Source organism: Micromonospora sp. NPDC049047, from assembly GCF_040649135.1.
Taxonomy (GTDB): Bacteria; Actinomycetota; Actinomycetes; order Mycobacteriales; family Micromonosporaceae; genus Micromonospora.
This window is the reverse complement of record NZ_JBEZEY010000023.1, coordinates 23,993-35,933: the sequence shown is the minus strand read 5'-3', so window position 1 is coordinate 35,933 and position 11,941 is coordinate 23,993. Positions and strand designations below refer to the sequence as shown.

General features: G+C 73.1%; 12 protein-coding genes. 6 read left to right on the top strand and 6 right to left on the bottom strand.

Annotated features, from left to right (window positions below):
* Nucleotides 1–21: 21 nt before the first annotated feature.
* Entirely contained in the window at nt 22–1,143 is a 1,122-nt protein-coding gene (locus AB0B86_RS27470) for a lytic polysaccharide monooxygenase (protein WP_357408998.1), read from the bottom strand.
* A 369-nt stretch (nt 1,144–1,512) separates the two neighbouring features.
* On the opposite strand from AB0B86_RS27470, the gene AB0B86_RS27465 reads away from it, so the two are divergent.
* Entirely contained in the window at nt 1,513–2,664 is a 1,152-nt protein-coding gene (locus AB0B86_RS27465; protein WP_357408873.1) for an XdhC/CoxI family protein, read from the top strand.
* Nucleotides 2,665–2,780: 116 nt separating this feature from the next.
* The gene (locus AB0B86_RS27460) at nt 2,781–3,716 is read left to right on the top strand and encodes a PfkB family carbohydrate kinase (RefSeq protein WP_357408871.1); all 936 of its coding nucleotides are present in this window, start codon (nt 2,781–2,783) and stop codon (nt 3,714–3,716) included.
* Here the strand turns inward: AB0B86_RS27460 and AB0B86_RS27455 are convergent.
* The gene (locus AB0B86_RS27455; protein ID WP_357408869.1) at nt 3,713–4,543 is read right to left on the bottom strand and encodes an MBL fold metallo-hydrolase; all 831 of its coding nucleotides are present in this window, start codon (nt 4,541–4,543) and stop codon (nt 3,713–3,715) included. The two genes, AB0B86_RS27460 and AB0B86_RS27455, sit on opposite strands and share 4 nt — an antisense overlap.
* On the bottom strand, nt 4,540–4,944 hold the full coding sequence (locus tag AB0B86_RS27450; RefSeq protein ID WP_357408867.1) for a hotdog domain-containing protein: 405 nt from the start codon (nt 4,942–4,944) through the stop codon (nt 4,540–4,542). The genes AB0B86_RS27455 and AB0B86_RS27450 overlap by 4 nt, the downstream gene beginning before the upstream one ends.
* A 126-nt stretch (nt 4,945–5,070) precedes the next feature.
* Here AB0B86_RS27450 and AB0B86_RS27445 point away from each other — a divergent pair, with 126 nt between their 5' ends.
* The gene (locus tag AB0B86_RS27445; protein ID WP_357408865.1) at nt 5,071–6,120 is read left to right on the top strand and encodes a phosphatase PAP2 family protein; all 1,050 of its coding nucleotides are present in this window, start codon (nt 5,071–5,073) and stop codon (nt 6,118–6,120) included.
* 67 nt (nt 6,121–6,187) lie between these two features.
* Here the strand turns inward: AB0B86_RS27445 and AB0B86_RS27440 are convergent, their stop codons facing one another.
* The 3 genes from AB0B86_RS27440 to AB0B86_RS27430 form a co-directional block, all read right to left on the bottom strand.
* On the bottom strand, nt 6,188–7,621 hold the full coding sequence (locus tag AB0B86_RS27440; RefSeq protein ID WP_357408863.1) for a PH domain-containing protein: 1,434 nt from the start codon (nt 7,619–7,621) through the stop codon (nt 6,188–6,190).
* A gap of 88 nt (nt 7,622–7,709) precedes the next feature.
* A complete protein-coding gene (locus AB0B86_RS27435) occupies nt 7,710–8,204 on the bottom strand; it encodes a PH domain-containing protein (protein ID WP_357408996.1) in 495 nt (164 codons plus the stop codon).
* A gap of 53 nt (nt 8,205–8,257) precedes the next feature.
* Complete coding sequence (locus AB0B86_RS27430; RefSeq protein ID WP_357408860.1) at nt 8,258–8,488, bottom strand: hypothetical protein; 231 nt, start codon at nt 8,486–8,488, stop codon at nt 8,258–8,260.
* A gap of 241 nt (nt 8,489–8,729) precedes the next feature.
* On the opposite strand from AB0B86_RS27430, the gene AB0B86_RS27425 reads away from it, so the two are divergent.
* From AB0B86_RS27425 to AB0B86_RS27415, 3 genes are read left to right on the top strand one after another with little or no spacing between them, the layout of a single operon-like run.
* A complete protein-coding gene (locus AB0B86_RS27425) occupies nt 8,730–9,836 on the top strand; it encodes a MoxR family ATPase (protein ID WP_357420097.1) in 1,107 nt (368 codons plus the stop codon).
* On the top strand, nt 9,815–10,810 hold the full coding sequence (locus AB0B86_RS27420) for a DUF58 domain-containing protein (protein ID WP_357420117.1): 996 nt from the start codon (nt 9,815–9,817) through the stop codon (nt 10,808–10,810). The genes AB0B86_RS27425 and AB0B86_RS27420 overlap by 22 nt, the downstream gene beginning before the upstream one ends.
* Complete coding sequence (locus AB0B86_RS27415; RefSeq protein WP_357408856.1) at nt 10,807–11,757, top strand: VWA domain-containing protein; 951 nt, start codon at nt 10,807–10,809, stop codon at nt 11,755–11,757. The genes AB0B86_RS27420 and AB0B86_RS27415 overlap by 4 nt, the downstream gene beginning before the upstream one ends.
* The last annotated feature ends 184 nt before the right edge of the window (nt 11,758–11,941 follow it).

Here is an 11,941-nt window from a genome sequence, read left to right as displayed (position 1 = left end):
GATCATTTCAGGGGGTGGTGGCTACTTGCGGGCGCAGGTGACAGTCGGGAGTCCGTTCGTTCCCGTGCTGCTGGCCAGGAAGCCGAACGTGGTGCTGCCCTCCGGTGCGACAGTGCCGTTGTAGGAGACGTTCGTCGCTGTCACTGTCGAGCCGGACGTCGTCTGGGTGGCGCTCCAGATCTGACTTATCGACTGCCCGTTGGGCCAGGTCCAACTCGCGGTCCAGCCGGAGAACGGCGTACTGCCGTGATTCATGATCGTGACTTCACCCTGGAAACCGCCCTGCCAGGTGCTGCTCACCTTGTAGACCGCCATGCAGTCACCGCCCGGTGCCGGGGTGGTCGGGTTCGGCGGCGGCGTGGTCGGGTTCGGCGGCGGCGTGGTCGGGTTCGGCGGCGGGGTGGTCGGGTCCGGCGGCGGGGTCGTCGGGTCGGGCGACGGCGAGCCGTTACCCGGGCCCACCCCGGTCACCTGACCGCTGCCGCCGTCGAAGGTCACGTCGGAGCAGCCGAAGAAGTTCTCCTGCGAGTCCGAGCGCACCCAGCGGGAGTAGATGATGTGCCGGCCACTCTTGCCCGACGGCAGGTTGCCGCTGAAGTAGTAGTGCCCCTCGTTGGTGCCGACCGCGCCCTGCTGCGGCGGGTTGGTGACCGTCAGGAACGGCTCCTCCAGGTCACTCCAGGCCAGCGCCCGGGTCGGGCTCCAACTGTTCTTCGTCACGTAGAAGTAGAACGTGCCCGGGTGGTGCGCCCAGTTGCTGTACTTGAAGTCCAGCCGGGCCCCGGACGTCAGGTGGGTCAGTGGCCAGTCGGTGCGGGGCAGGTCGTAGCCGCGGAAGCCGGTGTTGCCGCCGCTGCACAGTTGCCCGTCCGGGATGAAGCCGGTGGTCCGGCCGCCCGCGTCGGAGCGCAGCACGCTGAACCAGTTGTAGAGCGAGTTCGCCCCGCTCTGGGCCACCGCGGCGGCGCACGCCGGGTTGTTCGGCCTGATCTCGCCGGTCTGGCTCTTACCGTCCTGCCAGCAGAGGTAGGTGCGGCTGCCCGGGGTCATCGCCGCACCGTGCGCGGCGGCCGGCTGGGGACTGGACGCCAGGGCGACAGCGCCCAGCGCGAGGGTCATGGCCGCGGTGAGCAATGCGGCCATACGGGAACGGTTCACGGGATCTCCTGACTCGCGAGGCGCGCCGCCCGAGCCGCCCCGCCGCAACCGGGTGGGACGTGGCCTGCTCGCCCCGCTGATGTGAGCGGTGCGACGATCACGGCGACGTGTCCCGGCGGAAGAATGGCCGGTGGACGCACGCCATCAACGGTCCTGTCAGGGACCGGCGCCCTCGCGTGTGACGAACCCGGCAACCGGTGGCGCGGCAGCCCTCGCACCGCCCGGTACCCACCATCTCAGCACGCCACCAGCCACCGCGCAATAGTCGTTGCTCGATGGATGAGTTGACCCACCAGCGGCCGTCGAACGCCATATCCTGCGGACGGGGAGACGTACCGAAAGAGGCGGCGGCCAGTGCCGGAGGTATTCGACGAGGTGCACCGCCGGTGCCGCGCCGGTGAGCCGGTCGCGCTGGCCACCGTCGTGGCCACCTGGCACTCCGCGCCACAACCGCCCGGCGCGACGATGGCGGTGGCGATCGACGGCACGGTCACCGGCAGCGTCTCCGGCGGCTGCGTCGAGGCGGACCTCTACGAACGGTGCCGCCAGGTGCTCGACACCGGTGCCGCCGAGCTGATCCGCTACGGCATCAGCGACGACGACGCGTACACCGTGGGCCTGACCTGCGGTGGCATCCTCGACGTGTTCGTCGAGCGCGTCGACCCCGACGCCCTGCCGAAGCTGGCGGCGGTCGCCGCCGCCCGCCGCGACGGGCGACCGGCGGCGATGGTCACCTGCGTGGCCGCCGACGCCAGCGATCCGCCGGGCGCGGTGCCGACCGACCCAGCTCGGCGGTTGGGCCGGCGGCTGGTGCTCACCGGCCAGCTGTCGATCGGCTCGCTCGGTGCCGACCGGCTCGACGACGCCGCCCGCGTCGACGCCCTCGGACTGCTCGCCGCCGGGCACAGCGGGGTGCTCCGGTACGGCTACCACGGGCAGCGGCGCGGCAGCGGCGTCAGCCTCTTCGTGACCGCGTACGCCACCCCGCCCCGGATGATCGTCTTCGGGGCGATCGACTTCGCCGCCGCGGTGGCCCGGATCGGTGCGTTCCTCGGCTACCGGGTCACCGTCTGCGACGCCCGAGGGGTCTTCACCACCGCCCGGCGCTTTCCCGAGGCCGACGAGGTGGTGGTGCAGTGGCCGCACCGCTACCTGCGCACGGAGTTGGCCGCGGGCCGGGCCGACGAACGGACCGTGGTGTGCGTCCTCACCCACGACCCGAAGTTCGACGTGCCGGTGCTGGAGTTGGCGTTACGCCACCGGTTGGCCTACGTCGGCGCGATGGGCTCGCGGCGCACCCACGACGAGCGGCACAAGCTGCTGCGCGCGGCGGGGCTCAGTGCGGCGCAACTGGCCCGGCTCGCCTCCCCGATCGGGCTGGACCTCGGTGGTCGTACCCCGGAGGAGACCGCGGTGAGTGTGGCCGCGCAGATCGTCGCGGCCCGCTGGGGTGGCAGCGGTCGCCCCCTCGCCGCGCTCGACGGGGCGATCCACCGGCCGGGGTGACGGGCGTCGGTGCACCGCCTTCGGCGCCCACCGGGCGGTGCGCTGTGCCAGCCTGAGGGCACGGCGATCGGCTCGGCGCGCGGCGGCCGGTGGTTGGTGACGACGAGAGGACCGACATGGGGTACGCGGTGGTGCTCGGCGAGGCGCTCGTCGACCTGCTCGACAGCGAACGCGACGGGGAGCGGGTCTACCGGCAGACGATCGGCGGTGGCCCGCTCAACGTCGCCGTCGGGGTGGCCCGACTCGGCGGCGCGGCACAGTTCGTCGGCTCCCTCGGCGACGACGTGCTCGGCGGCCGGATCCGCGCCTTCCTGAGCGCCGCCGACGTCGGGGTGGCCGGTGCGGTGACGGTGCCGGCACCGACCACGCTGGCGGTGGTCACGTACGCCGGGCCGGAACCCGACTTCCGTTTCTACGGCGAACCCCCGTCCTACGGCCTGCTCGGCCCCGACGACCTCGACCTCGCGCTGCTCGAGGGCGCCGACGTGCTCTCCTGCGGCTCGATCGCGCTGCTCCAACCCGGCCCGCTGGCCGCCGCCCGACGCGCCTGGTCGCTCGCCGCGGGCCTGCGGGTCTTCGACCCGAACGTGCGCCCCCGACTGCTGGACGGGCCGGGCCCGCTGGACGGGCTACGCCAGGTGGTGGCCGAGTTCGCCGCCGGCGCGCACCTGGTCAAGCTGAGCGCCGCCGACGCCCGGCTGCTCTACCCGGGTGAACCGGTCGAGGGGGTGGCCGCGTACCTGCGCGAGCTGGGCGCCGCCACGGTCGTGGTGACGCTCGGCGCGGCCGGCGCGGTGCTCGCCGCCGCCGAGGCCGACCCGGTCCGGGTGCCGGCCCCGAAGGTCGACGCCATCGACGCCACCGGCGCCGGTGACTCGGTGCTTGCCGCACTGATCGCCGACCTGCTCGACGACGGCGAACCGGACACCCCGGCAGGGTGGGTCGAGCGGGTCGCGTTCGCGCTGCGGGTGGCCGGCCTGGTCTGCGAACGTCCCGGTGGTGCCACCGCCATGCCCACCCGCGCGGACGTCGAGCGTCGCTTCGGGGTCTAGGCCTCGCCGTCCAGCTCGGCGTAGCCGCGGCGGGCGGCGGTCAGCGCGGCGCGGGCGCCGAAGGGTGCCTCCGCGGCCACCCGCTCGGGCGGTGCGCTGCCGGTGTGCGCGGCCCGGATCAGCCAGGCCAGCTTCACCAGGTCGGCATGTTGGGCCCGGACGAAGTCGACGTCCACCAACTCGCCGTGACCCGGCACCACAACGGTGCGCGAGGTGGTCAGCCGCAGCAGGTCCGCGACCGCGTCCGGCCACTTCAACGGGTACGCGTCCTCGAAGGCGGGCGGGCCGCTCTGCTCCACCAGGTCCCCGGCGACGAGCAGGTCGGCGTCCGGCACGTGCACCACCAGGTCCGCGTCGGTGTGCCCCCGCCCCGGGTGACGCAGCAGCACCCGCCGACCACCCAGATCGAGCGACGTCTCGGTGTGCACGGTGTGCGTCGGGGCGAGCAGTGGAGTGTCGGCCAGCTCGGCGGCGAGCGCCGGATGCTCCTCGCGCAGCTCCGCGTACGCCTCCCGGCGCAGCCGCTGCGGATCGGTGCGCAGCGCCGTGGCGGCCAGCTCGTGCGCGTACACCGGGCGGGGTGGGTCGCCGGCCAGGACCGCGTTGCCGAAGCAGTGGTCGTAGTGGTGATGGGTGTTGACGATCGTCAACGGACGGTCGGTGACCGCCCGGACGGCGGCGGCCAGCTCGGTGGCCTGCGCGGCCGACGAGAGCGTGTCCACCAGGAGCGCCTCGTCGGCCCCGACGACAAGCGTGACGTTTACCCGTAGCAACGGTTCGCGGAGCACGTGCACCCGGTCGGCGACCTCGACGAAACCGGTGGTCACGACGACCGCCCGGCGCGCTCGACGAAGCGTTGCCGATCCACCAGGATCCGATCCACCCGGCCCCGGGCCACCGTCTGGTCGCCGTCGCTGACCGTCACCTCGAACGACAGCCGGCGGCCGTCGACGCTCGCCAGCAGGGCCTGCGCCCGCACCGTGCGACCGACCACCGTCGGCGCCAGGTGTTCCAGCTCGACCCGCGTCCCGACTGTCGTCGATCCCGCCGGCAGGCCGGTCGCCGTCGCCGCGACGGTGGCCGCCTCGGCCAACGCGAGCACCCGGGGAGTGCCAAGCACCGGTACGTCCCCGGAACCGACCGCCTGGGCGGTGTCCGCGTCGGTGACGGTCAACTCGACCTGGGCGGTCAGACCCGGCGCGAAGGCCGGCTCGGGCTGCTCCTGCATGGTCGTCAGCCTAGGTGCTCGCTGACGGCGTCGGGCACGCGCCCGGCGATCCGGGCGCACCCACCCCGAACGGCCGACGGGTGGTCCCCGTCGGTCGATGCGTACCCGTCGTTAACCTTGACGACGATGGCCGTCGTGACTGACCCCCAGCCCCCCGCCCGGACCGACCCGCCCGCGTCCGGCGACGGGGGTCGTCGGCGCGTCGTCGCCATGACCGTCTGGGCGGTCGCCTTCGTCGCCGCGTGGCTGGCCATCGGGCTGCCCACCGACCCCGCGTACGCCTTCGTCTGGATCTGGCTCGCGACCATCGCCTGGAACAGCGACCGGCCGTGGCGCAGTCACCTGCGCTTCGCCCGGGACTGGGTGCCGGTGGTGCTGCTGTTCGTCGTCTACAACCTCTCGCGCGGGTTCGCCGACAACGGGGCCACCCCGCACGCGATGGAGCTGATCGTCGCCGACCGGTTCATGTTCGGCTGGGCCACCGGTGGTGAGGTGCCCACCGTCTGGTTGCAGCAGCACCTCTACCGCCCGCAGGTGCACTGGTGGGATGTCGCCGCGAGCTGGGTGTACTTCTCCCACTTCGTTGTCGCGTTGGCCGCCGCCGCGGTGCTCTGGCTGCGCGACCGGCACCGTTGGGCCGCGTACATGCGGCGCTGGGGTTTCCTGTGCGCCGCCGGCCTGGTGACCTACTTCGTGTACCCGGCGGCCCCGCCCTGGTGGGCGGCGCAGAACGGACTGCTGACCGAGGTCGCCCGGATCTCCACCCGGGGCTGGAAGGCGTTCGGCATGCACGGTGCCGGCAACGTCCTCAACGCCGGTCAGATCGCCTCCAACCCGGTCGCCGCGATGCCGTCGCTGCACACCGCGTGGGCGCTGTTCGTGGTCCTGTTCTTCCTGACCAGCACCCGCCGCCGCTGGTGGCCGCTGCTGCTCGCGTACCCGCTGGCGATGACCTTCACCCTGGTCTACTCGGGTGAGCACTACGTGATCGACGTGCTTGTCGGCTGGACGTACGTGGGGCTGACCTTCCTGGTGGTCGGCCTGGCCGAGCGCGCCTGGACAACCTGGCGAACCCACCACCCAAAACCCACCCCCACCCCACCCCCCGGACCCACCCCCACCCCGCCCGTCGATCATGAAGTTATTGCCGCGACACGCCGTTCGGACGGGCAATAACTTCATGATCAACGAGGAGGGCGCGAGGAGGGCGCGGGGCGCGCGGGGGGTGGGGTTGGGGGTTGGGTTAGGTGGGGTTGTGGGCCTGGTGGGCTCGGGAGGTTAGTTCGGCGGCCAGGGCCCAGGCCTCGGCCAGGTCGCGGTCCTGGGCGGTGGCACCGGAACCGCCAGCGGTGTCCGCGTGCACGGAGGCCAGCCCGAGGCGGCGCTGCACCGGGCCCTGCACCACCCGCACACTCTGGATGCGGGCGTACGGCAGGATCACCAACTGCCGGGTGAGTCGCCCGGACCGGGTGGCGAACACCTCCTCGAACAGCCCCGCACCGAACGCGCGACGGCCCAGCGGGTGCAGCCACCGGGTGCGGGTCGGTGGCGGGGTCAGCATCAGGGCGTCGAGGCGTACCCCGGGCAGCACCTCGGCGACGATCATCGTCGCCGTCGGCAGGTCACCGACCGGCAGCAGCCGGTCGGGCCGGTTGCGGTCGTCGGCGTCGGCGAGGGAATACCCGGCCACCTCCAGGCGCAGCCGCAGCCAGCCGTTCACCCGCCAGAGCAGCGGCCAGGTGGCCCGCACGGTCTGCACCCGCGCCAGCGGCACCGCCTGCGCCCGGGTCTCCAGCAGGCCGTTGTGCACCCGCAGCGTGCCGCCGTCGCGGGCCAGCCGGAAGTTCCAGTCGTCGAGCACCCGGCGGATCGGTTGCAGCAGCACGCCCGCCATCGCGGTGAGGGTGCTCGCCACCGCGACGAACGACCACGACCCGGCGGTGACGAACTGCACGACGACGAAGGCCACCCCGAACGGCAGCAGGAACGCCTGCGGGGTGAGCAGTTGGCTGACCAGCAGGTCCTTGTTGCGTACCGCGTGCAGTGGTCGGCCCGGCGCGGGCCTGGTCGGTGGTGCCGCCCCCGGGACCACAGCGGGCGTCGGGTCGCCCGGCGCGGTCGGCTGCGTCACCGGCCCGGCCAGCGCCAGCAGCCGCTCGCGCAGTCGGGCCGCGTCGGCCACCCCGAGGTACGCCAGTGGCGCCTCGGTCTTGCCCCCGCCGACCACTTCCAGGCGCAACTCGGCCAGACCGCTGAGCTGAGCCAGCAGTGGCCGGACCACCTCCACGGCCTGTAGCCGCTCCAACGGGATGGCCCGGGTACGCCGCCAGAGCAGCCCCTCGTAGACGCGCAGTTCGCGGCCCACCACGTGGTAGCCGGTGTTGTACCAGCTGATCACCGACAGCACTGTCGCGCCGAGCGCCAGCACCGCCACCATGGCGGCGAACCAGCCGAAGCCCACCCGGGACAGCGTCGACCAGGACAACCCGGCGATGACCACGGCCAGGGACTTGGCCCCGTGCAGTAGCGGGCTGAGCGGATGCAGTCGCTGCCGGGGCTCGCCCGCGCCGTCGCCCGGCGGCGCCGGCCAGGCGGCGGGCGGCGCCGTCGGCACCGGCCCGCGCGGTGTCGGGTCGGCCGGCGGTACGGTGCTCGGCTCGGCGGGACCGTCGGTCATAGGGTCGGCCCCCGGCCCGGCCGCTGCCCCGCGCCGGACGTGACCGGTTTGTCGCAGTGCGGGCGGCACCGGTGGCCCGCTCCCGCGCTCACAACCCCTCCGCCCGGTCCGCGCCGAGCGCGGTCAGCCGGTCGCGGAGCCGGGACGCCTCGGCCGGGCGAAGCCCGGGCACCCGGGCGTCGCTCGCCGCCGCGGCGGTGTGCAACTGCACGGTGGCGAGATCGAAAGCGCGCTCCAGCGGGCCGGCGCTGACGTCGACGAACTGCATCCGCGAATACGGCACGATGGAGAGCCGGCGGACCAGCAGCCCGTGTCGGACCAGCAGGTCGTTGTCCCGTTCGGCGTACCCCCAGGCCCGGACGGCGCGGACGATCGCCACGGCCCGCCACCCGCCGAGCAGCACCACGACGGCGAGGGCGATCCCGAACAACAGGTGCCCGCTCAACGCCCAGCCGACACCGGTCGCCGCCAGCCCGATGGCGACCACGACCGCCAGCCGGATCAGCTGCACCCAGATCAGGTCGGTGGAGATCGGCTGCCAGTGGACCGTGTCGGGCCAGGGCTCCAGCGGCCCCCGGCCCAGCGGCGCGGCCGTCGGGGTGTCGGATCCGGAAGGCGGTGGGGCGCCGGGGGTGCTCACGTGTCGAGCGTAGGCGATCCGGGCACCGCAGTGACGGCACGCAGGAAGCCGCGAGCGTCCAGGAAGTCACCGAGGCTGCTCCGGTGCTCGGCGCAGGCCAGCCAGGTCTTGCGTCGGTCGGCGTCGTGCAGCCGGGGATTGTTCCACTCCAGGGCCCAGACAGCGGCGGCCCGGCAGCCACGGGCCGAGCAGACGAGGGGGTCGTCGGCGCTGGAGAGGGTGCTCATCCGGGCCAGTCTAGGGGCAGCCGGACGGAAGTTTGATCGCCGGGCGACCACGGGGGGAGCCGCCCGGCGACGGGGTGAATCGTACACGCGGTAGGTGGGTCCTTGTACACCCTCACCGGGCGATTCTGCTGCTGAGGACCGCGCGGCGAAAATCGGCTTCTCCCCACCTCGACACTCAGCAAGGCATGCGAGTCTTGATACCGCACGAGCCGCGACGACCGACAAACGCTGTGGAGGACCGGTGGCCCAGCCGACCATGCCCGACGCCCCGACGCCGAACGGGGCGGCACCACAGACGCCCGCGGCGGTGACCACCCCCGCGCAGGACGCCACCCTGCTGGAGCGGGCGCTGTTCGAGATCAAACGCGTGATCGTCGGGCAGGACCGGATGGTGGAGCGGATGTTCGTCGCGCTGCTCGCTCGTGGTCACTGCCTGCTCGAAGGGGTGCCCGGGGTCGCCAAGACCCTGGCGGTGGAGACCCTCGCCAAGGTCGTCGGCGGGTCCTTCGCCCGGGTGCAGTTCACCCCGGACCTGGTGCCGGCCGACATCATGGGCACCCGCATCTACCGGCAGTCAAGCGAGAAGTTCGACGTCGAGTTGGGCCCGGTCTTCGTGAACTTCCTGCTCGCCGACGAGATCAACCGGGCACCGGCGAAGGTGCAGTCGGCGCTGCTGGAGGTGATGAGCGAGCGGCAGGTCTCCATCGGCGGCGAGAGTCACCGGGTGCCCGACCCGTTCCTGGTGATGGCCACCCAGAACCCGATCGAGCAGGAGGGCGTCTACCCGCTGCCGGAGGCGCAGCGGGACCGGTTCCTGATGAAGATCGTGGTGGGCTACCCGACCGACGCGGAGGAACGCGAGATCGTCTACCGGATGGGGGTGGCCGCGCCCGAGCCGACGGCGGTCTTCGACACCCCCGAGCTGATCGCCCTGCAACGCAAGGCCGACCAGGTCTTCGTGCACAACGCGCTTGTCGACTACGCGGTCCGGTTGGTGCTGGCCACCCGCGCCCCCGCCGAGCACGGCATGCCCGACGTCGCCCAACTGATCCAGTACGGGGCCAGCCCTCGCGCGTCACTGGGCCTGGTCCGGGCGACCCGGGCACTGGCGCTGCTGCGCGGGCGCGACTACGCCCTGCCGCAGGACGTGCAGGACATCGCGCCGGACATCCTGCGGCACCGGTTGGTGCTCAGCTACGACGCGCTCGCCGACGACGTGCCCGCCGACCACATCGTGCACCGGGTGATGTCGACGATTCCGCTGCCGGCGGTCGCCCCCCGGCAACAGGCCACCGCGCCGTCGACCGCGCCGCCGCCGGGCGCTGGCTGGCCCGGGCAGCGGCCGTGACCTCACCCACCCCTCGTCCCGTCCCCGACCGCAGCGAGGCCGTGCTGTCCCGGCTGCAACTGCTGGTCACCCGCAAACTCGACGGTCTGCTCCAGGGTGACTACGCCGGCCTGCTGCCCGGGCCGGGCAGCGAGGCGGGGGAGTCCCGGGAGTACCGCCCCGGCGACGACGTGCGCCGGATGGACTGGCCGGTCACCGCACGCACCACCACCCCGCACGTGCGGCGTACGGTCGCCGACCGGGAGTTGGAGACCTGGCTGGCGGTGGACCTCTCCGCCAGCCTGGACTTCGGCACCGGAAAGTGGCTCAAACGCGAGGTGGTGGTGGCCGCGGTGGCCGCCATCACCCACCTGACAGTGCGCGGGGGCAACCGGATCGGCGCGGTGATCGGCACCGGCGGCGGGTCCGCACCGGCCCGCCGCTGGCGGGTCGGACCACCGCCGCCGGCCGGACCCGGGGTGCTCACCCGGCTGCCGGCGCGCTCCGGTCGCAAGGAGGCGCAGGGCCTGCTGCGGACCGTCGCCGGCACCGCCATCCAGCCGGGCCGTGGTGACCTGGGCGCCCTCATCGAGATGCTCAACCGGCCACCGCGCCGGCGCGGGGTGGTCGTTGTGGTCTCCGACTTCCTCGCGCCGCCCGAGCAGTGGGCCCGGCCGATGCGCAAGCTGCGGGTCCGCCACGACGTGCTGGCGATCGAGGTGATCGACCCGCGCGAGCTTGAGTTGCCGGACGTGGGTGTGTTGCCGGTGGTCGACCCGGAGACCGGCGAGCTGCACGAGGTGCAGACCGCCGACCCTCGACTGCGGCAGCGCTACGCCGACGCCGCGACCGCCCAACGGGCCGCCATCGCCGCCGCCCTGCGCGGTGCGGGCGCGGCCCACCTGCGTCTGCGTACCGACCGAGACTGGCTGCTGGACATGGTGCGTTTCGTGGCCGCGCAGCGGCACGCGCGTACCCGGGGGACGACACGATGATCCGTTTCATGCAACCGTGGTGGCTGTTGGCGGTGCTGCCGGTGCTCGCCCTCGCGGCGTTCTACGTGTGGCGGCAGCTGCACCGCAAGTCGTTCGCGATGCGGTTCACCAATGTGGACCTGCTGCGGACGGTGGCACCGAAGGGGCTCGGCTGGCGTCGGCACGTTCCGGCGACCGCGTTCCTGCTCTGCCTGCTGGTGCTGGCCACCGCGCTGGCCCGGCCCGCTGTGGACACCCGGGAGCCGCTGGAGCGGGCCACCGTGATGCTCGCCATCGACGTGTCGTTGTCGATGCAGGCCGACGACGTGGCACCGAACCGGCTGGAGGCGGCCCAGGAGGCGGCCAAGCAGTTCGTCGGTGAGCTGCCGGAGAGCTACAACCTGGGCCTGGTGTCGTTCGCCAAAGCGGCGAACGTGCTGGTGCCGCCGGGCAAGGACCGGGAGTCGGTGACAAGTGCCATCGACGGTCTGGTGCTGGCCGAGGCGACAGCCACCGGCGAGGCGGTGTTCACCTGTCTGGAGGCGATCCGGTCGGTGCCGGCCGACGGTGCGGCGGGCATCCCGCCGGCCCGGATCGTGCTGCTCTCCGACGGCTTCCGCACCTCCGGGCGGTCGGTGGAGGAGGCGGCGGCAGCGGCGCAGGCGGCAAACGTTCCGGTCTCCACCATCGCGTTCGGCACCGACACCGGTCAGGTCGACATCGGCGGGCAGTTGCAGCGGGTGCCGGTGGACCGGTTGGCCCTGGCCGAGCTTGCCGAAACCACCGAGGGCTACTTCTACGAGGCGGCGTCGGTGAGCGAGCTGAAGCAGGTCTACCAGGACATGGGCAGCTCGATCGGCTTCCGGACCGAGCCGCGGGAGGTGACCCAGTGGTACGCCGGGTTGGCGCTGCTGCTGGCGCTCTGCGCCGGTGCGCTGAGCCTGCTGTGGTCGTCGCGGATGCTCTGAGCGATGGACCGGCGGCGGTCACCGACCGCCGCCGGTCGGCACCACCTCAGTGGCCGCCGCCGGCGAGCACGAAGACGATGGCCACCCAGACGGCGGCGAGGGTGAAGCCCAGCGGGGCGACGTAGCGGCTCATGGACGGCTCCGGGTGGCGGCTGGACGGTCCGCGTGCGGGGGCGGACCGCAG